General features: G+C 63.8%; 16 protein-coding genes. 11 read left to right on the forward strand and 5 right to left on the reverse strand.

Going from position 1 to position 20,620, the window contains the following annotated elements; translation table 11 throughout:
• Positions 1 to 19: 19 nt before the first annotated feature.
• The 4 genes from IWX62_RS05570 to secA all read left to right on the forward strand — a co-directional run bounded on the left by IWX62_RS05570 (position 20) and on the right by secA (position 5,867).
• Positions 20 to 898: a ComF family protein gene (locus IWX62_RS05570; RefSeq protein ID WP_196840375.1), complete on the forward strand. Its 879-nt coding sequence runs from the start codon at positions 20 to 22 to the stop codon at positions 896 to 898.
• A gap of 159 nt (positions 899 to 1,057) precedes the next feature.
• The gene (hpf, locus tag IWX62_RS05575; protein ID WP_196840376.1) at positions 1,058 to 1,786 is read left to right on the forward strand and encodes a ribosome hibernation-promoting factor, HPF/YfiA family; all 729 of its coding nucleotides are present in this window, start codon (positions 1,058 to 1,060) and stop codon (positions 1,784 to 1,786) included.
• 34 nt (positions 1,787 to 1,820) lie between these two features.
• Positions 1,821 to 3,032 (forward strand): winged helix-turn-helix domain-containing protein, encoded by a 1,212-nt coding sequence (locus tag IWX62_RS05580; protein ID WP_196840377.1) that lies wholly within the window; start codon positions 1,821 to 1,823, stop codon positions 3,030 to 3,032.
• Positions 3,033 to 3,128: 96 nt separating this feature from the next.
• On the forward strand, positions 3,129 to 5,867 hold the full coding sequence (secA, locus tag IWX62_RS05585) for a preprotein translocase subunit SecA (protein WP_196840378.1): 2,739 nt from the start codon (positions 3,129 to 3,131) through the stop codon (positions 5,865 to 5,867).
• A gap of 3 nt (positions 5,868 to 5,870) precedes the next feature.
• On the opposite strand, the gene IWX62_RS05590 is transcribed toward secA, so the two are convergent.
• Together IWX62_RS05590 and IWX62_RS05595 are read right to left on the reverse strand one after the other, a co-directional pair.
• A complete protein-coding gene (locus IWX62_RS05590) occupies positions 5,871 to 6,308 on the reverse strand; it encodes an Rv3235 family protein (protein ID WP_333483230.1) in 438 nt (145 codons plus the stop codon).
• A gap of 16 nt (positions 6,309 to 6,324) precedes the next feature.
• Entirely contained in the window at positions 6,325 to 7,065 is a 741-nt protein-coding gene (locus tag IWX62_RS05595) for a LysM peptidoglycan-binding domain-containing protein (protein ID WP_196840379.1), read from the reverse strand.
• Positions 7,066 to 7,203: 138 nt separating this feature from the next.
• On the opposite strand from IWX62_RS05595, the gene IWX62_RS05600 reads away from it, so the two are divergent.
• Positions 7,204 to 7,755: a hypothetical protein gene (locus tag IWX62_RS05600; RefSeq protein ID WP_196840380.1), complete on the forward strand. Its 552-nt coding sequence runs from the start codon at positions 7,204 to 7,206 to the stop codon at positions 7,753 to 7,755.
• Positions 7,756 to 7,758: 3 nt separating this feature from the next.
• Here IWX62_RS05600 and IWX62_RS05605 read toward each other — a convergent pair whose 3' ends face one another.
• Complete coding sequence (locus IWX62_RS05605; protein WP_196840381.1) at positions 7,759 to 7,998, reverse strand: helix-turn-helix domain-containing protein; 240 nt, start codon at positions 7,996 to 7,998, stop codon at positions 7,759 to 7,761.
• A gap of 227 nt (positions 7,999 to 8,225) precedes the next feature.
• Between IWX62_RS05605 and IWX62_RS05610 the strand changes: the two genes are divergently transcribed.
• From IWX62_RS05610 to IWX62_RS05625, 4 genes are read left to right on the forward strand one after another with little or no spacing between them, the layout of a single operon-like run.
• A complete protein-coding gene (locus tag IWX62_RS05610; RefSeq protein WP_196840382.1) occupies positions 8,226 to 8,885 on the forward strand; it encodes a hypothetical protein in 660 nt (219 codons plus the stop codon).
• A gap of 11 nt (positions 8,886 to 8,896) precedes the next feature.
• Positions 8,897 to 10,258 (forward strand): AAA family ATPase, encoded by a 1,362-nt coding sequence (locus IWX62_RS05615; RefSeq protein ID WP_333483231.1) that lies wholly within the window; start codon positions 8,897 to 8,899, stop codon positions 10,256 to 10,258.
• Between the two features lie 22 nt (positions 10,259 to 10,280).
• Entirely contained in the window at positions 10,281 to 15,125 is a 4,845-nt protein-coding gene (locus IWX62_RS05620) for an NAD-glutamate dehydrogenase (RefSeq protein ID WP_196840384.1), read from the forward strand.
• Between the two features lie 12 nt (positions 15,126 to 15,137).
• On the forward strand, positions 15,138 to 16,613 hold the full coding sequence (locus IWX62_RS05625; RefSeq protein WP_196840385.1) for a sensor histidine kinase: 1,476 nt from the start codon (positions 15,138 to 15,140) through the stop codon (positions 16,611 to 16,613).
• 87 nt (positions 16,614 to 16,700) lie between these two features.
• On the opposite strand, the gene IWX62_RS05630 is transcribed toward IWX62_RS05625, so the two are convergent.
• Entirely contained in the window at positions 16,701 to 16,949 is a 249-nt protein-coding gene (locus IWX62_RS05630; protein WP_019483052.1) for a WhiB family transcriptional regulator, read from the reverse strand.
• Between the two features lie 271 nt (positions 16,950 to 17,220).
• Positions 17,221 to 18,084, reverse strand: coding sequence for a glucose-1-phosphate thymidylyltransferase RfbA (gene rfbA / locus IWX62_RS05635; protein WP_196840386.1), 864 nt, complete (start codon positions 18,082 to 18,084; stop codon positions 17,221 to 17,223).
• A gap of 79 nt (positions 18,085 to 18,163) precedes the next feature.
• Here rfbA and rfbB point away from each other — a divergent pair, with 79 nt between their 5' ends.
• Both rfbB and rfbD read left to right on the forward strand, forming a co-directional pair.
• The gene (gene rfbB, locus IWX62_RS05640; protein WP_196840387.1) at positions 18,164 to 19,162 is read left to right on the forward strand and encodes a dTDP-glucose 4,6-dehydratase; all 999 of its coding nucleotides are present in this window, start codon (positions 18,164 to 18,166) and stop codon (positions 19,160 to 19,162) included.
• The gene (rfbD, locus tag IWX62_RS05645) at positions 19,159 to 20,553 is read left to right on the forward strand and encodes a dTDP-4-dehydrorhamnose reductase (protein WP_196840388.1); all 1,395 of its coding nucleotides are present in this window, start codon (positions 19,159 to 19,161) and stop codon (positions 20,551 to 20,553) included. The genes rfbB and rfbD overlap by 4 nt, the downstream gene beginning before the upstream one ends.
• Positions 20,554 to 20,620: the final 67 nt, after the last annotated feature.

Raw genomic sequence — 20,620 nt, forward strand, 5'->3', positions numbered from 1 at the left:
GAACTGGCAGTGTCAGGGGGTGAACGGATCCCGAACCATCTCGTCCTGGGCTTGCATCGCCGACTACCTCGATGCTGCCCGGCTCCATCCGGCAGTGCACAGAGCCACCGGCGCTGTCATGGACTTCTGGTCCCTGCTGTTTCCTACCGATTGCGCCGTGTGCGGATCGTTAGCAGTCCCGCTATGTCGCGGGTGTCTCCGGGAGGTCAGGAACGCCACCGTTCAGCCCTTCAGGGCTGAAGGAGGAGCCCCTGCTCTGCCCGAGCGGACTGCCACCGGTACCGGGCAGCTGGCGACCGGCTTCGGTGACCCGCTGCCGGTGACCGCGGCAGGCCAGTACAGGTCGGCGCTGGCACGGTTGATCCTCGCCTACAAGAATCACAACCGAACGGCTGTGGCACGGCCGCTGCAGGCGGCGCTCGCCCGGTCCTTGCACGCTGCCGTCGGAGAGGTGGGCGAGCGCGGCGCAGCAACCCAGATCCTTCTGGTGCCAGTGCCCGCCAAGGCATCGTCGGTGCGCCGGCGCGGCTACGACCCGCTCGACTTGCTCCTTGACGGGTTGGCCCGACGCGGTGAGCTGCCCGCTGGGTGCCGTCCCGCCCGCCTGGTGGGGTACCGGGGCGCCACCCGTTCGGCGCGTCTGGCCCTGACGGGCAGTCATCGTCCGCAGCAGCAGAAGGGATTGGGGCGCGCCCAGCGACGCGCCAACGTCCGGTTCGCCATGACGGTGCGGCGGACCCGCCACAGTATCTCAGGGGCGGTGTGCCTCGTGGTCGACGACGTCCTGACCACCGGGGCCACCATCTCCGAGGTGACGCGGGTCCTGCGGCTTCATGGTGCGCGCGTGGCGGGGGCGGCAGTAGTCGCCGCCACCGAGCCGCCGTCGCACGCTGAATGAAATTCCCGGAAAAAAACAACCACCGAAGGATGAATATCAGGGGTGGGTGAACTAACGTGAGGTATGGATATCTCGACGAAATTAGATATCCGTCGACAGCGGCTGGAAGCACGACTCCCCGGCCGCTGTTGTGTCACCTAAGCGATTTTGGAGGACACCATGGAGTTTTTGATCAGTGGTCGAAATCTGTCAGTTTCGGACCGTTTTCGGGAGTACGCCGAGGAGAAGATCGATAAGATCGAGCAGCTTGGCGACAAGGTGCAGCGGCTGGAGGCGAAAGTCACCAAGGAGCCCAGCGCGCGTAATGCTGACAGCTCACTCACCGTCGAACTCACCGTTCTGGCGAAGGGCCCAGTGATCCGGGCTGAAGCGTCAGCGGCAGATAAATTTGCGGCCTTCGATCTTGCCTATAGCAAACTTTTGGAAAGACTCCGCCGTGCCAGAGACCGGCGGAAGGTCCACCACGGACGCCACACCCCTATGGCCGTCCGCGAAGCCACAGCTGATCTCGAACCCGCCAGCACCACCGCCCCGTTGTACCTCGAAGTGCAATCCACCGAGGCACCACCAGAAGCCAGCGGAAGCGTCGTCGACAACTACGAGATCGAAAATGACATTCCAGCCGGCGACTCGCCAGTGCTGATCCGCCGGAAAGTTTTCTCCGGCACACCGATGGCACTGGAGGACGCGGTCGACAACATGGAACTGGTGGGACACGACTTCTACCTCTTCGTCGATTCAGCGACAGGCGCGCCCTCGGTTGCCTACCGCCGGCAAGGGTGGACCTATGGCGTCATCACCCTCGATGCCCGGTGTGCTGAAGGGACCGAAGACCCGCGCGAGGAACTTCTCGCGTACCGGGCCCGGGAGGCTGCCGCGTCCAGGTAGCCCGCACGGGGTTCACGCCCAGTAGGGTCAGAGGATGACCACAGTCCTCACCCTGTCCCAGGCCCGGCGTCTTGCGCTGGAGGCCCAGGGATTGGCTCGGGCAAGGCCCACCGGCCCCGCTACGGCGAGGCGGGTGGGCCTTACCTTTGACCGCCTTCACTTGCTGCAGATTGATTCGGTGAACGTGTTGGCGCGCAGCCATTACCTTCCGCTATTCGCCAGGCTGGGACCCTATGACCGTGCCATCCTTGATCGGCTGGCCAGCACCCCGCCGCGCCGGATGGTCGAGTACTGGGCCCACGAAGCAAGTTTCATCAGACCGGACCTGTTTCCCTTCCTCCGCCCGCTGCAAGAGCGGCGATGGGTAGGTGCCACGTCGGTGCCGGTAGATCTCAGGGAGTCGCTCCGTTACCGGATCCGTGAGGTGCTGGCCGTCAGCCGTCCGCTGACTGCGCCCCAACTGCAGCTCAGGATCGGTCACACGGAGGTGCGGAACACCGACCAGTGGGGTTGGAACTGGAACTCGGTGAAACGCGTCCTGGAGGACATGTTCGAACGGGGTCAGGTGTCAGCGGCGGGGCGCACCGCGTCCTTTGAACGCCGCTACGCACTGACAGAGCGTGTGCTCCCCGACGCCTCAGCCGCGTCGCTGAACGTGGATCCAGACGAGGCACGGCTTCACCTGACCGACCTGTCGGCCCGCGCGCTGGGCGTGGGGACCGTGAGGTGCTTCGCCGACTACTTCCGCCTGTCCCTCACCTCGACGTCGACGGCGATCGAATCCCTGGTTGCCGGCGGCACCCTTGAGCCCGTCACCGTCACGGGATGGAACCGGCCCACCTTCCGCCACGTGGCCTCGGTGCTGCCGCGGAAGGCCGAGGGAAGGGCGTTGCTTAGCCCCTTCGATTCGATGGTCTTTGAGCGCCGCAGGCTGTCGGAGTTGTTCGGGTTCGACTACCGGCTGGAGATCTATACTCCGGCCGCGAAGCGGCGCTATGGCTACTATGTGCTCCCCTTCCTGTTGCGCGAGACGATGGCCGCCCGGGTGGACCTCAAAGCGGATCGGGCAACCGGACGGCTGTTGGTGCGTGGCAGCCACAGTGAGCCCGGCGCACCGACCGACACCGCTACCGAACTGGCTGCCGAGCTGCGGCTGATGGCGTCCTGGCTGGGCCTCGACGCTGTGGTCGTCGACGAAAACGGAGATCTGGCGGAGGCCCTGAAGCTGGCAGTTTCCCTCCAATAGTGGGCGCTGCTGCTGCAGGTTAGACAGGACAAGAGGTCTCTCCCGTAGACTGAACACGCCAGATTTCGGCGCACCTTAGATTGGGAGCAAATACCAGTGCCATCACTTCTTGAACGAGTCCTCCGCACCGGCGATAAGAAGACACTCAAGAAACTCCGAAACTACGCTGACGCCATCAACGTCCTCGAAGACGAGTTTCGCGAGATGAGCGACGACGACCTCCGGGGTGAGGCCGACAAACTGAAGCAGCGTTTCGCTGAGGGGGAGACCCTCGACGATTTGCTGCCTGAGGCTTTCGCGGCGGTGAGGGAGGCGTCCAGCCGCACCCTGAAGCTGAGGCAGTTCGACGTGCAACTGATGGGCGGCGCTGCGCTGCACCTGGGCAACATCGCTGAAATGAAGACTGGCGAGGGCAAGACCCTGGTAGCCGTGGCACCAGCGTTCCTTAACGCCCTGTCCGGCAAAGGCGTCCACATTGTCACCACCAACGATTACCTCGCTGAGTATCAGTCTGAACTGATGGGACGGGTTTTCCGGTTCCTGGGCATGACCTGCGGGTGCATCCTCTCCAAGCAGGACCCTTCCGTACGGCGTGAGCAGTACAACGCCGATGTCACCTACGGCACGAACAACGAGTTCGGGTTCGACTACCTCCGCGACAACATGGCGTGGAGCGCCGCTGAACTGGTGCAGCGTGGCCACAACTTTGCGATCGTTGATGAGGTGGACTCCATCCTCATCGATGAGGCGCGCACCCCGCTGATCATTTCAGGGCAGGCTTCCGGCGACGTCAACCGGTGGTACACCGAATTCTCCAAGGTGGTCAAGAAGCTCACGATCGACGTTGACTATGAGGTTGACGAAAAGAAGCGCACCGTCGGAGTGCTCGAGGACGGCATCGAGAAGGTAGAGGACTACCTCGGTATCCAGAACCTCTACGAATCAGCCAACACCCCGCTGATCGGATTCCTGAACAACGCCATCAAAGCCAAGGAACTGTTCAAGAAGGACAAGGACTATGTGGTCCTCAACGGCGAGGTCATGATCGTCGACGAACACACCGGCCGTATCCTCGCTGGCCGCCGCTACAACGAAGGTATGCACCAGGCCATCGAGGCGAAAGAGGCTGTCGAGATCAAGGCCGAGAACCAGACCCTCGCCACGGTCACCCTGCAGAACTATTTCAGGCTGTACGAAAAGCTGTCCGGCATGACGGGTACCGCCGAGACGGAAGCCGCCGAGTTCATGGCGACGTACAAGCTCGGCGTCGTGCCGATCCCCACCAACCGCCCCATGGTGCGTGCCGACCTGTCTGACCTGATCTACAAGAACGAGATTGCCAAGTTCGACGCCGTCGTGAAGGACATCGTTGAACGTCACGAAACCGGCCAGCCGGTCCTGGTAGGTACCACCAGCGTGGAGAAGAGCGAGTACCTCTCGAAGCAGTTGGCCAAGGCAGGAATCCGCCATGAGGTGCTCAACGCCAAAAATCACTCACGTGAGGCGGCGATCGTTGCCCAGGCCGGGCGCAAGGGTGCTGTCACAGTTGCCACCAACATGGCCGGTCGAGGCACTGACATCATGCTCGGCGGCAACGCCGAATTCAATGCCATCGTCGAGTTGGAGAAGCGGGGCCTCAGCCCCGCCGACAACCCCGACGAGTACGAGAGCCAGTGGCCCGACGCCCTGAGCGCCGCGCGGAACTCGGTGGAATCCGAGCACAACGAGGTCAGGGAGCTCGGCGGACTCTATGTCCTCGGCACCGAACGGCATGAGTCCCGCCGGATCGACAATCAGCTCCGCGGCCGTTCCGGCCGGCAGGGCGACCCCGGCCGCTCCCGTTTCTACCTCTCCCTGACCGATGACCTGATGCGGCTCTTCAATTCGGGCGCCGCCGAACGCATCATGAACTCGTCAACCATGCCCGACGACGTCGCGCTGGAGTCGAAGCTCGTGTCCAAGGCCATCGAGAGTGCCCAGGGCCAGGTTGAGGGCCGCAACGCCGAGCAGCGCAAGAACGTCCTGAAGTACGACGACGTCCTCAACCGACAGCGCGAGGCTATCTACGGTGATCGTCGCCGCATCCTCGAAGGCGGCGACCTCCACGAGAAGGTCAGCTTCTTCCTTGAGGACGTGGTGACAGCGATGGTCGACGAAGCCACGGCCCAGGGGCATGGCGACGACTGGGACTACGAGCAGCTGTGGACCAACCTCCGCACGCTGTATCCGATCAGCCTGACCATCGATGAGGTCCTTGAGGAAGCCGGTGGCCCATCAAAGGTCACCAGGGAGTTCCTGCACGCAGAGATTCTCTCCGATGCGAAGCTCGCCTATCAGACCCGTGAGCTGGCCCTCGGCGAGCAAACCATGCGCGAGCTGGAACGCCGGGTAGTCCTCTCAGTCATTGGGCGGAAGTGGCAGGAACACCTGTACGAGATGGACTATCTCAAGGAAGGCATCGGGCTGCGGGCGATGGCCCAGCGCGACCCGCTGGTCGAATACCAGCGCGAAGGATTCATCCTGTTCCAGGCCATGATGGAGGCGATCCGGGAGGAGAGCGTGGGCTTCCTGTTCAACCTCGAGGTTGAGGTGGCCGCCCCGGCGCCCACCGGACTTCCCGGGGTAGCCGATGGGCGCGGGCTGGTCCAGCGCCCGACCATCAAGGCCGCTGGCCTGGATGCACCGGAGCGGCCAGCAACCCTGAACTTCTCGGCGCCCAATGCCCAGGGCGAGGTTGAAACCCGGGTGGAACGCAGCGCAGCCGCGGCCAAGGCCGAGGCGAACGGAACGACCCGTGCTGAGGCGCGTGCCGCCGCAAAACGCAAGAAGAAGTAGCTACTAGCCAATCTCCAACGCGGTGACCTTCCAGTGCCCGCGCCGATGCTCCAATCTGAGGGCGACGGCGCGGGCTCTGTTGTTTTCGCAGGTCACCGCTGACGCTTCATACACCCTGGCGCTCACCCGGCAGGTTCGGACCGACAGCACTGTGACGTTGCGATGCAACAGGCGGCCCGGATGGGTGCTGGTTGCCGGGCTGCGATCGAGGCTGCGGGTGAGATTGGCGCGAAGGTGGAGACGTTCGTAGCTGGGAGGGTCAAGCCAATCAGCCAGCTGCTGCAGCGGACGGGATCCGCCGAGCACCTCCAGCGACGCCTGCACTACCGCGCGGACAATCCGCTGCACCTGGGCTGTAGTAGCCGCTTCCTCACCGGGCGGACTCCCTGGGGGGTTGGGCGTGGGAGGAGCCGGGCGAGGGAGCTCGATCTGGACGGTCATGATGATCCTCGGTGTGTTAGCGGGTGGTGGGAGGTACCTGCAGCAGCTGCCCGGGAAGCAGCAGGTGGGGGTCGTCGCCGATCACCTGGCGGTTCGCGCGGTACCAGCTGGGCCACGACGCAGCGATCTCGACATCGGTGGCGAAGGGTCCGAGGTGGTGGGCCGCGATGGTCCACAGTGAATCGCCCGGGGTCACCACCACCAGTCCTGGACCGGTATCCGTGGAGGCGCCTGCGGCGGACCGGTGTTGACCCGGGAGGAGAGGCCCGCCGTCTGCCGGTGCGGGGACAGGTTTCCACTGGGGGCTGACCATACGGCGATCCTGACCGGGCGCAGCCGTCGAGGTGTTGGCTGTGTCGGCGATGTCCTCGTGAGTTGTCCGGGCCGCAGCTGTGACCGGGTGGCCTGATAGTCCGTGGGCCATGGTCACCGGGATTCCGCTGACGAGCTGGAGTCCCACGACCGCCGCAGCAAGCTGTTTCATGAACGCTGGGGTGAGGATCGCGGTGATCCGCGCGGCTTGTTGCCAGCCCGCCCGGGTGAGTGCTTCGCTGGTGAAGGCCAGAACGAGGGCCGCCAACCACCATCCGACCACGGCAAGGCCTGCCGCCGAGGCGCACAGGCCGAGCAGTCCCTCCAGCCGCTGGTAGCCGGTGAGCGGCCCCGCTCCGGCGAGAATGACCTGGCCGGACACCAGAAGCAGGATTCCCAGCAAGGCGATCGATACTGCCAGCGAGGGTGCGCGTAAGCCGTTCATTACATCTCCAAAGAGGGGTCGTTTGTCAGTTAGAAGCTCGTTTAACCTCATTTAATATAGTTCAATCTCATTTGTACACCTTGAGACTCTTTGGTGTCTATCCTTGACCGGCTATCCGGACGCGTTTAGGCTGGCCCGGTGCGGTGGGATGCTCTGTTCAGGGACCTTGAGGCCCAGTTCGCTGCGGCCGACTTATTGGCGATGGAGAGCCAGATCGCCGAACAGGCCCGAGTGGAACTGGCAGCCGTGACTGTGCTCGACCGCCTGCGTGGGCAGGTGGGAGCAGTGCTCCGGATCCGGGTGAGCAGCGGAGCTCTCTTCGCTGGGAGCCTGTGCCAGGTCGGATCGGAGTGGCTGGTGCTGGAAACCGGGCCAGGGGCGGCCTTGATTCCCGCCGGTGCCCTGAGCGCCGTCGAGGGAATGGGGCGGCGGGCGACGGTCGAGCCATCAGCGGTGACCACCCGGCTCGGGTTGGGGTCGGTGTTTCGTGCCTTCGGCAGGGACCGCACCCTGGTCACCATTCAATTGGCCGACAGCGGTGCCCGGATCGACGGCACTATTGACCGGGTGGGAAAGGACTTCCTGGAGGTCGCGGCGGTGCCGTTGGGTGAACAACGCCGGCCCGGCAACGTCGCCGGGATGATCCTGATTCCTTTTACCGGGGTGGAAGCAGTGCTCTCCCGGTGGTGAACGTCAGGGAGTGCTACTTTCCCGGGCAGTGCCGAACGATCCATCCCGTACCGCGGCGGCCGACTTTTCGTAGGCACGGGCGATGAACTCCTCAAGCACCTGCGATTCCACCCGCCACTGCCCGCGCCCGCCGATCTGGATGGCCGGCAATTCACCCGATCGGACCAGGGCGTAGGTTTGCGACGACGAAATATTCAGCACCTCGCCGACATCTGCGAGGGTCAGGAACCGCTTATCGGCCACGTTCTTCCGCCTTCCGTTCCGCTGTTCGCGGAACCCATTCACCTACCGGATCATCTTCTCCAATCTTGCCATTACCTGATGGGGTTTAGCCGGATTATCCACAGGTTGGGTGCCATTTGGTGAGGAGGGATGTCATTTGTTGCTGTCGTACACGAGAATTGCAGAGCAACGTCAAAACAATCCACGTCCTGACGGCTGGGTTGCCGCGGAGTGCGTAGGAGGGCCGCATGAGTTCATTGGCTGCCACCCCAGGGAAAGCCGAGCCACCGGTTCGGCTCAGGAAACCCACGTGGAAGGACCCACGGCTCCTGGTGGGACTGCTGCTTGTCCTGGCTTCGGTTGCGGGAGTGACGGCGCTGGTCGGGAACGCCGACCAGACCACCGATGTCTATGCGGCCAGGGTGGAAGTCCCCATCGGACGTGAGGTCACCCCCGAAGACCTCACTGTCGCTGCAGTCCGGCTCGACGAGCTCCAGTCGGCCTACCTCCGGGTCGCTGACGGCATACCGGAGGACCTGGTGGCAACCAGCCTCCTGCGGGCTGGCGAACTGGTTCCCCGGTCATCGTTGGGCGCCGCCGACGCGCTCGACCGGAAACCGGTCGGTCTCACGGTGGACGACCCGCTGCCCACCGGGACCAGCACCGGATCAAGGGTCGATGTCTGGGTTTCCCTGGAGGGGGACGACGGTACCTTCGAGCCGCCCACCCAGCTGCTCGCGGCCGCCGAAATATCCGAACTGAGGGTGTCCGAATCGGCGCTGGGTGGGGGCAGCGGGTCAACCCTGGTCCATGTTCTCGTCGACGATGAACGGTTGCCCGAACTCCTTGATGCGCTTTTGAACGAAGCGCGGATTGCCATCGTCCTCAACCCCGGTGGCTCGGAGTGAGCCTGCCGGTAGTGACCGGTGGGCAAGCGGCCCGCGACTGCATCACGCGGTTGGAGAGACTGCGGGGACCCGTCACTGTGGTTCGCTGGTGCGCCGACCTCGCCGAAGTGCTCGCGGTGTGCCAGACCGGACTGGCCCGCGCTGCCATCCTGTCGGCAGACGCGGGGGAGCTCACCGCAGCCCTGGTGGAGCGGTTCAGGATGGCCGACGTCGCAGTAGTGGCCCTGGCGAACGACGACGAGAGCCGCCAGCGTCTCGACGCGCTCGGCGTGCGATACGCGTCGGTCGACGTCGATGCCCTCACCCTCGCGTCACTCGTCGAGACGGCCGTGGAGGTGGCTGCGGAGCGGCGGCGGCTCTCACTGAATCCGACAGCGGGTGGGGCGGGCTATGCTGACCCTGCGCTCGCGCTCGACGCTGCACTGCTTGACCCGGACGAACCCGGCGAGACAGGGCCGCTGCCCCCGGGGATGGGGGAGATCACAGCGGTCTGGGGGCCCACCGGATCGCCAGGGCGAACCACCGTTGCCGTTAATCTCGCCGCCGAACTCGCAGCTGATGGCCGGTCTGTGCTGCTCATCGACGCTGACACCTACGGCGCCAGCGTGGCGGCATTCCTGGGGCTCCTCGACGAATCGGCCGGGCTGGCACATGCCTGCCGGCTGGCCGATCAGGGCACACTCGACCTCGCTGGGCTGCACCGCACCATCGCCATGGTCGCGGTCAGGGGCGTCCGCCTGGGAGTCCTGACCGGCGTGACCCGGTCCGACCGGTGGACCGAGCTGCGACCCGCGGCCCTGACCCGGGTGCTTGAGCTGTCCCGCCAACTCGTCGACGTGACAGTGGTTGATTGTGGATTTTGCCTTGAAGTCGACGAAGAGTTGAGCTTTGACACCGTGGCGCCGCGCCGGAACGCTGCAACACTGTGCTGCCTGGACGCGGCAGACACGGTCTTTGCCGTTGGAGCGGCCGACGCCGTCGGGCTGCCCCGTCTGATCCGTGCACTCGCCGACCTTCAGACGGCCGTTCCAGCAGTCACACCCCGCGTGGTTCTGAACAAGGTCCGGGCGGCCGCGGTAGGGCGCGGCCCCGAGCGTCAGCTCAGCGAAGCATGGGACCGGTTTGGCCCGTCAGTGCCGGTTGAGGCGTTCCTGCCGGCCGACTTCGCGGCGGCCGATTCGGCCCTGCTCGGAGGATCGGTGCTGCTGGAGACAGCACCCCGTTCACCACTGCGCACCGCCATCGCCACACTGGCCGGTGTACCGATTGAACAACTGCGGCGCCGCCGCGTTGGAGCAGGCCACAACGAAGTGAAGTTTTCCCGCAACGGCGTTAGGCTCTTGGGTAAGGGGCCGCAAAGGAGCGGCCTTTAATTTCGTTTATGGAGGCGTTTTCATGTCGTCTGGATCCAGCATGACGGACCAGTCAAGTTCCGACACTTCAACCGGTGAGTTCATCAATCACTATTATGAACATCTCGCTGAAGAGGACGCCAGGGCACACACCGCTGACGCGCTCAACGAGCGTGCTCTGAGGCATCGGGGGCTCGCTGAAAACCGCCCGGCCGGCAAGGCAGCGGTGGACATTTTCGACCAGTCCGACGCCAGTGTCATCATGATCGTTACCGACGACATGCCTTTCCTGGTGGACTCGGTGATAGCCGAGCTCGTCCGCCACCAGGTGGCGATCCGCCTAGTCATGCACCCCACCTTCATCGCCACCCGCGACCGGGAGAGCTCCGCGCTCCATCAACTGCGGCGGGTGCCGTCCACGGCAGGGGTGTCAAGCGGCGACACGGCAGCCCTCCCCAACATCTCGCACCTCATTGCCGACGGCGACGTGGCAACCCATATCGAGTCCTGGATCGCCGTCGAGGTGGGGCGGATCCTCGACGACACCCGGCGCCAGGAAATCATCGCGGGCCTGGGCAGTATTCTCGGCGACGTCCGCGCCGCCGTGGAGGACTGGCCGGCCATGCGGAGCAAAGTCAGGGAAATCGCGGCGTCCCTTGACACCGTTCCGGGCGGCGCCGACATACCCGACCTGGATCAGGCGCGGGAGCTGCTCTCCTGGCTCGACGCGGGCAATTTCACGTTCCTGGGGTTCAAGGAATACGACCTGATGACCGACGACGACGGCCAGGATGTGCTCAGGATTGCCGACGGGAACGGCCTGGGCCTGCTGCGCCACCCCGTGGGCGGCCGCCAGGTCCAGCAACTAACCAGCGCGGGGAAGGCCAAGGCCCGCGAGAAGCGCGCCCTCGTCATCACGAAGGCGAACTCCCGATCCACGGTTCACCGTGCCGCCTACCTCGACTACATCGGTGTGAAGCGTTTCGACGCGCAGGGAAACGTGAACGGTGAGCGTCGGTTCATCGGACTGTTCGCGACAAGCGCCTACACCGGATCGGTGCGGGGAGTGCCGATCGTGCGTGACAAGGTCAACGCTGTGCTCCTGCAGTGCGGATTCCCCTCCGACTCGCATTCGGGCAAGGATCTGCTATCCATCCTTGAGACCTACCCCCGTGATGAACTGTTCCAGATCGAAGTCCAGGACCTGATCGACACGGCCATGGGCATCCTGCGGCTCCAGGAGCGACGCCGGACGCGGTTGTTCCTGCGACCAGACATCTACGGACGCTTCATGTCAGCGCTCGTCTTCCTCCCCCGGGACCGCTACACCACCGGGGTGCGGCTTCGGATCGAGCAGGAGCTCCGGCAGACCTTCAAAGCCGAGTCGATCGACTACGAGGCGAGGATCAGCGAGTCGGCTTTGGCGCGACTATTCTTCCGCATCAGGCTCCCTCGAGGCGTCGAGGTGGCCCAGGTAGAACCCGCCGAGCTCGAACAGCGTCTCGTCGGTGCTGCCCGATCGTGGTCCGAGGGGATCGACGAGGTAGTGCGTGGCCGCTTTGACCGGCAGACGGCCGAAGCAGTGTCGGGTCTGTGGGCTGAAGCGTTCCCCGCCAGCTACCGGGTCGATTACGAGGTCGAGGATGCGCTCAAGGATATTGAGCGGTTTGAGCGTTGCGAAAAGAATTCACCGGCCGCCCCGGTCATGCATGTCTACGTCCCCGAAGGCGCTGGCGAACATCTTGAGGAAGACGCACGGCTGAAGCTGTACCTGACTGAACCCAAAAGCCTCAGCCAGATCCTCCCTTTCCTCCACAACCTGGGACTGGAGGTGCTGGACGAGCGGCCCTTTGAGATTGAGCGGTCCGACGGCAAGGAGTTTTTCCTCTACGACCTGGGCCTGAAGTACCCGGCCGGAATCGACCCGGTCAGTACCGGACGCCTGCTCGAGGAATCCTTCGCCGCAGCAGTCGCCGGGTCCTCCGAGTCGGACCCCTTTGACCGGCTGGTGCTTCGGGAGAACCTGCGGTGGCGTCAGGTGGTGATCCTGCGCAGCTACGCCAAGTACATGCGGCAAATGGGCAACACCAACTCCTACGGGTTCGTCGCCGACACGCTGCTGGCGAACGCAATGGTGGCCCGCGCCCTCGTAACCCTTTTCGAGGCCCGGTTCGACCCGGATCTCAGCGAGGCCGACCGCGCGTCCCGCACCGATGACGCGCGGCTGGCGCTGGAATCCGGGCTGGAGGAGGTTCCGACCCTTGACGCCGATCGTGTGCTGCGCACGTTCGGCAACCTGATCGGGGCCACCCTGAGGACCAACTACTTCCAGGACAAGCGTCACGTGAGTTTCAAGCTCGACACGTCAGCCATCGACGGGGCACCCTACCCGCGCCCCAAGTACGAAATCTGGGTGTACTCACCGCAGGTCGAGGGTGTCCACCTGCGTTTCGGCAAGGTTGCCCGCGGCGGGCTCCGCTGGTCGGACCGCCGGGAGGACTTCAGGACCGAAGTGCTTGGACTGGTCAAGGCGCAAACGGTGAAGAACGCCGTCATCGTCCCGACGGGCGCGAAGGGTGGCTTTTTCGCCAAGCAACTCCCCAACCCCACGGTGGACCGTGCCGCCTGGCTTGCCGAGGGGCAGGCGAGCTACCGCACCTTCATCAGGGCACTCCTCGACATCACTGACAACCTGGTGACCGGCGACGACGGCGAAACAGTCGTCCCGCCGCCCCGTGTGGTGCGCCATGACGGCGACGACAGCTACCTGGTGGTGGCCGCCGACAAGGGCACCGCGGCGTTCTCCGACATTGCCAACGAACTGTCGGCCGAGTATGGCTTCTGGCTGGGGGATGCCTTCGCCTCGGGCGGGTCGGTCGGCTATGATCACAAGGCGATGGGCATTACCGCCCGCGGCGCGTGGGAGTCGGTGAAACGGCACTTCAGCGAGTTTGGCGTCGACACCCAGTCCGAGGACTTCACCGTGGTGGGCGTCGGCGATATGAGCGGCGACGTCTTCGGTAACGGCATGCTGTTGTCCGAGCACATCCGTCTTGTCGCAGCGTTTGACCACCGGCACATCTTCCTCGATCCGACCCCCGAGGCGGCAGCATCCTATGCCGAACGACGCCGGCTGTTTGACCTGCCACGGTCAAGCTGGGAAGACTACGACGCCTCCCTGATCAGCGCAGGCGGCGGAATCTACCCGCGGCAGGCAAAAACCGTCCCCATTTCCGCGCAGGTTCGGGTGGCCCTCGGCCTTTGCGAGGGTGTCACCACCCTCAGCCCGCCCGAGTTGCTCCGCGCCATCCTGTCCGCGCCAGTGGACCTGCTGTACAACGGTGGCATCGGTACCTACATCAAGGCATCCTCCGAGACCCATGCCGAGGTGGGGGACAAAGCCAATGACGCCATCCGGGTCAACGGTGACCAGCTGCGCGCCAAGGTGGTCGGCGAAGGCGGAAACCTGGGGATGACCCAGCTGGGCCGCATCGAGGCGGCCCTGGGCGGCGTCATTCTCAATACCGACGCGATTGACAACTCGGCGGGCGTCGACTGCTCCGACCACGAGGTCAATATCAAGATCTTCGTTGACCGGATGGTCAGGACCGGAGCTCTTCCCGCCGGGGAGCGCGCCGAATTCCTCCACTCGATGACCGATGAGGTCGGCCGGCTCGTGCTGAAGGACAACGTCGACCAGAACGTGCTGCTCCTGAATGACCGTCAGCGTGTGCTCGAATGGAGTCCCAGTTTTGAACGGCTGATGGACTGGCTCGAGACCAACGCCGACCTGAACCGGGAGCTCGAGGCCCTGCCCACCACCGAGGTGCTGCGGGCCCGGGTCGAGTCCGGCCAGGGACTCACGTCACCGGAACTGTCGGTGCTGGCGGCCTACGTCAAGATCGAACTGACCAAGGCTCTGACCAGCAGTGACCTTGCCGACGACCCATGGTTTGGCAGGACGCTCAGGGAGTACTTCCCGCGGCAACTGGCCGAGCGTTTCGATGCCCAGCTCGACACCCATCCGCTGCGCCGGGAAATCATCTCGACAGTGATCGCCAACGACATGATCAACATGGGTGGCATCACCTTCGCGTTCCGGGTGATGGAGGAAACATCGGTCTCCGGCCCCCTGATTGCCCGCGCCTTTGTCGCGCTGCGGGAGATCTACGACCTCGATGAACTGGTCGCTGCGCTCGGTGACCTCCCCGCGAGTTTCCCCACGGACCGGTGGTCGGCGGTTCACCTCGACATGCGCCGCCTGCTGGACCGGGCGGTCCGCTGGTTCGTCAACAATGTGGGCCAGGGAACCTCGGTGGCGGAGGACGTTGCGACGTTCAAGCCATTGATGGATCCGCTGCGTACCCACCTCGTGGACTACGTGCGCGGCAGGGACAGGGAACGGGTCCAGGAATGGTTTGCGCGCGCCGAAGAGTGGGGCCTGCCTGACGATATTGCCCGTCACTGGGCTGAACAGTTCGAGTCCTTCGGGTTGTTGGACATCGCACTGATCACGCAGCAAATCGACGAGCCGGTCGAGCGCATTGCTGAGGTCTACTACGCCGTCTACGACCGGTTCGCCGTGGACAACCTGTTGGAGCGGATCACCACCCTCCCGCGCAGGGACAGGTGGCAGGCGCTCGCCCGGGCGGCGTTGCGCGATGACCTGTACTCAACGATCGCCGATATGACCGTCTCGGTCATGAAAGCCTCGGCCACTCTGAACGGGGCCGAGGCAGGAGAGCGGTTGCACGCCTGGGAGCAGCAAAACGCTGAAATGCTGGACCGCGCCCGGCACATGTTCATTGAGGTCAACCGCCTGGAACGCGACGATATGGCGTCCCTGTCGGTCGCGCTGCGGCTGCTTCGTTCAATCGTGCGACGGTAGGACAGGGAGCACGTGGCAATCTTCACCGATCCGATCCGCGAGTACGCCCACTTCGGACCGGGCGATGCTGAATGGTTGCACCTCCTGGTCGGGGACTGGCAAATGGTCGCCGACCTCGCGTTCGCCGACCTGGCCCTCTGGTTCCCGCTCGACGACGGCGGGTACGTGGCGTTGGCCCATGTCCGTCCGTCCACCTCCCACACCGTCTTCCACACCGACTTTGTGGGGGAGCGGATCCGGGCGGATCTGCTTCCGCTCGTCGACAAGGCGTGGGGCAGCCAGCAGATGGAACGTTCGGGGGACACGAACTGGACCACCGAGATGGCCATGCGGGTGGAAGCCGTTCCCATGGTGCGCAACGGCCGGACCCTGGCCGTGGTGACGTCGCACATGGATCTCTCCAGTTCACGGATGCCTTCCCGGCTGGAGCTGACCTATCGCCAGTGTGCCCATGACTTGCTCCGGATGGGCACGCTGGGGCTCTGGCCAGACTTTGCCACCCCCACGGGGTCCCGCCGCGGGGCGCCAAGGGTTGGCGACGGATTGATCCGGCTGGACGTTGAGGGTGCCATCCAGTACGCAAGCCCCAACGGCGTGTCAGCGTTCAGGCGGTTGGGCGACGTCGAAACGCTGGAGGGAAGATCACTTGCTGAGGTGGTCACCTCGTTGCTGACGGATCGGCGGATGGTCGACGAGACGCTTCCACTGGTGGTCACCGGCAGGATGCCCTGGCGGACGGAAATCGAGTCCCGGGGCGTCAGCCTTTCCCTGCGGGCCATCCCGCTGCGCGATGAGAAGGACCGGTTCGGGGCACTGGTGTTGTGCCGTGACGTCTCTGAACTGCGGCGCAGAGAGATGGAGTTGGTGTCCAAGGACGCCACCATCCGCGAAATTCACCACCGCGTGAAGAACAACCTGCAGACCGTTGCTGCACTGCTGCGGATGCAGTCGCGCCGTATGGTCAGCGACGAAGCCAAGCAGGGTTTGGAGCAGGCAATGCGCCGGGTTGGCACCATAGCCCTGGTGCACGAGACCCTGTCACAGGGGCTGTCCCAGAGTGTCGACTTTGACGAGCTCATTGCCCGGCAGTTCCGGCTGTCGGCGGAGGTGGCGTCGCCGACGCACGTGGTGCGTACCGAACGCTCAGGGTCCTTCGGCGAACTGCCCAGCGATTTCGCCACACCGTTGGCCCTGGTGATCAACGAACTGGTGACCAACGCCGTCGAGCATGGGTTGTCGGAACGGACCGGCACCGTGTGGCTGCTTGCCAATCGGCGGAAGGGCGACGACGGCGACGAGATCCTCAACGTAACCGTGGCCGACGACGGCGTCGGGCTTCCTCCCGGAAAACACCAGGAGGGCCTGGGGCTCCAGATCGTCAGGACCTTGGTGATGAGCGAGTTGGATGGCACTATCGAGTGGACACCCCGCGAGGGCGGCGGCACGGCTGTGACCATCGAACTGGGCCTTCACGATAACCGCTCATAGCAGCGGATCGCCACCCGGGGGTAGCGATCCGCTGGTTTAGTGCGTGATGCTGGCCAGGCCCAGAGGGCCCGGTACCGGTGCGCTCAGCTAGGAAGCACGACGCGCACGGGCGGCGCGGCGCTTGAGGGCACGGCGTTCGTCTTCGCTCAAACCGCCCCACACTCCGGCATCCTGGCCTGATTCGATTGCCCACTGAAGGCAGGTGTCAACCACCTGGCAGCGACGGCAGACGCTTTTGGCTTCCTCGATCTGAAGAAGGGCAGGCCCGGTATTCCCGACCGGGAAAAACAGCTCCGGGTCCTTGTCCAGGCATGCAGCGCGGCTACGCCAATCCATGTACGATCACTTTCTCCTTCGGCTCACCGTGATTGTGAAAACATTCACGAACAGCCACATAGTAAAGGGGCCCGTACGGCCCCCGATTTCTTCTTCCTCAAGGCTGTCACGATAAATGAACGCAAACAAGAGGTAACAAGCTGTAGATTGTGCAATGTGGTGAGTTATACATCACAAGAATATTCAGCTGGAGCATGATCCATGCTGCACGACTGTTATTTGACTATGTCGGGTACCCGGCACAGTGTCAAGACCCTGCCCGCAGATCAGGTCAGGCGTCCAGGAGTCCGAGGAGATACTGTCCGTAGCCGCTCTTGAGATAGGACGTAGCGCAGTTTTTCAGCTCCTCGTCGGAGAGGAAGCCCTGCCGCCAGGCGGTTTCTTCAGGGCACCCGATTGACAGACCCTGGCGCTTCTGGACAGTACGGATGAAATCCGATGCGTCGGTCAGGGAATCAAAGGTCCCCGTATCCAGCCAGGCGGTTCCGCGGGGCAGAATTTCGACATGCAATTTGCCCCGCGAAAGGTACTCCATATTGACGTCGGTGATTTCGAGTTCTCCCCGGGCTGATGGCCGGAGCGATGCCGCGATCTCCACTACCGAGTTGTCGTAGAAGTACAGGCCGGGGACCGCATAGTTGCTCTTGGGGTGGAGGGGTTTTTCCTCGAGTGAAACGGCGCGCCGGTCGTCGTCGAACTCGATGACGCCGTAATCGGAAGGGTTCGCCACCCAGTAGCCGAAGACCGCCCCACCATCGATGTCCTTGAACCGCTGGAGCTGGGTACCCATGCCCGGGCCGTAGAAGATGTTGTCGCCCAACACCAGGGCCACTGATTCCGTCCCCACATGATCCGCGCCAAGGATGAACGCCTGCGCCAGACCCTCGGGACGGGGTTGCTGGACGTAGGTCAGTGAGATCCCGAACCGTGAACCGTCGCCGAGCAGATTCCTGAAGTGTTCGGCATCATGGGGGGTTGTCACCACGAGGATGTCCTGGATGCCGGCAAGGATCAGCGTGGAGAGCGGGTAGTAGATCATCGGTTTGTCGTAGACAGGAACCAACTGCTTGCTGACCCCCAGCGTGATGGGGTGAAGCCGTGATCCTGTGCCGCCTGCCAGAATGATTCCCTTCATGACCGAATGGTAACCGCAGCGGGAGCAGGTTGGCACCGAACCTTAGGATATCGGCGCGGCTTGCGGCTACATTGTCCCTATGCGCAGATCATTGGTGACCGGGGGCGCCGGTTTCATAGGGTCCAACTTTGTCCGCCACCTTCTCTCGATGACCGATGACTCGGTCACCGTGTTGGACAAGCTGACGTACGCGGGAAGTCAGGCAACGGTGGAGGGACTCGACCCACGGCGGGTGTCGGTCGTCAGGGGAGACATCGCCGATGCATCCCTGGTTGATGGACTGGTCAGGGACCATGATCTGGTGGTGCATTTTGCCGCGGAGACTCATAACGACAACTCGTTGAGAGACCCTGCCCCCTTTGTGCACAGCAACATCGTGGGCACCTACACACTGCTGGAAGCAGTCCGGAAACATGAGACCAGGTTCCATCACGTCTCGACCGATGAGGTGTACGGGGATCTGGAACTGGATGACCCCAGCCGGTTCACCGAAAAAACGGCCTACAACCCGTCAAGCCCCTACTCGTCGACCAAGGCGGCCTCTGACCTTTTGGTACGGGCCTGGGTTAGGTCCTTTGGCGTGCGTGCCACCATCAGTAACTGTTCGAACAACTACGGCCCGTACCAGCACGTTGAGAAGTTCATCCCCCGACAAATCACCAATGTCCTTTCGGGGCGGCGCCCCCGGTTATACGGGGATGGGCAAAACGTTCGCGACTGGATCCATACCGAGGACCATTCGTCAGCAGTGCTCGCGGTCATCGAACGCGGGGAAATAGGGGAGACCTACCTGGTGGGGGCCGACGGCGAGCGCAGCAATATTGACATTGTCCGGATCCTGCTCCGGCTCCTGGACCAGCCGGAAACCTCGTTTGACCTGGTGCGTGATCGGGTGGGACACGACCGCCGGTACGCGATCGATTCATCGAGGATCCAGTCAGAGTTGGGGTGGACTCCACGGTTCGTTGACCTAGAGGCGGGCCTCGCTGACACGGTCGAGTGGTACAAAGACCATGCCGCGTGGTGGCGGCCAGGGAAAGCGTCGGTGGAGGCTCTCTACGGGGCCGCAGGCCAATGACTGGGCCGCGCATCGTCGGCACCCGCATTCCCGGTCTGCTGCTTGTCTCGTTGCCCGTGCATGGGGATGCCCGTGGCTGGTTCAAGGAGAACTGGCAGCGGGAGAAGATGGTCGGGATGGGACTGCCCGACTTTGGTCCGGTGCAGAACAATATCTCCTTCAACGCGGCAGTTGGCACCACCCGGGGGATTCACGCCGAACCATGGGACAAATACATCACCGTGGCGTCCGGAAGGGTCTTCGGTGCGTGGGTCGACCTTCGCGAAGGTGCAGGATTCGGGACGGTCTTCACCGCCGAAATCGATGTGGGGCAGGCAGTCTTCGTACCACGCGGGGTCGGAAATGCGTTCCAGACACTCGACCCCGGAACCGTGTACAGCTATCTGGTGAATGACCACTGGAGCCCGCATGCCACTGACCAGTATGTGCTGCTGAACCTTGCCGACGAGACGCTGGACATTGGCTGGCCCATTCCCCTCGTGGAGGCCGAGGTATCAGCAAAAGACCGTGGCCACCCCGGACTGGCGGACGTTACGCCCATGCCACCGACTACTGTTCTGGTGCTCGGCGCTGACGGCCAGCTTGGTCGCGCCCTGCGAGCTGCCCTGCCCAACGCCGAATTTGCTACCCGGCAGACCTTCGACCTGGCTGACGACGCTTCCTACCTCAGAGACTGGAGCAACTACTCGGTCATCATCAACGCTGCTGCGTACACCGATGTTGACGGTGCGGAGACCGCAGCAGGTCGCCGGCTGGCCTGGGCCGTCAACGCTACCGGGCCGGCCCGGCTGGCGGAGATTGCGGCAGCGCATCGGATCACCCTGGTGCACGTGTCCACCGACTACGTCTTTGACGGCGCCGGAGCGCCTTACGACGAGGGTGCCCCGCTCAGTCCACTCGGCGTGTATGGCCAGTCCAAAGCGGCAGGGGACCTGGCGGTAACCGCCGCCGCGGGTCGTTTCTACATCATTCGCACCAGCTGGGTGATCGGTCAAGGGAAGAACTTCGTCGCGACCATGGCTGCTCTGGCCGCCCGAGGGAGTGCCCCAACCGTCGTCAAGGACCAGACCGGGCGCCTGACTCTTGCCGATGACCTGGCAGCGGCGATCCTTCATCTCGTCGAATCCCGCGCGCCCTTCGGAACGTACAACGTGACCAATTCAGGAACTCCCACTACCTGGGCAGACCTCGCCCGCGCTGTCTTTGAACGGGTGGGGAAGGACCCCGGCCTGGTCGTTGACGTGTCAGCCGCTGACTACTTCAAGGACCGGACGGCCGCTCCCCGGCCGGAGAACAGCGTGCTTGACCTGACTAAGCTGGAGTCATCCGGGTTCCGGACGAGAGACTGGAAAGACGCTCTGGTGCAGTACCCGGTCCAGGCAGGCGATTGAACGATACGGATGGTGTGATGCAGCAAATGCGCCCCAATGAACCAAACCATAGCCAAGGGGCGCTGAG

Source organism: Arthrobacter sp. CAN_A1 (assembly GCF_015751665.1).
Taxonomy (GTDB): domain Bacteria; phylum Actinomycetota; class Actinomycetes; order Actinomycetales; family Micrococcaceae; genus Arthrobacter_D.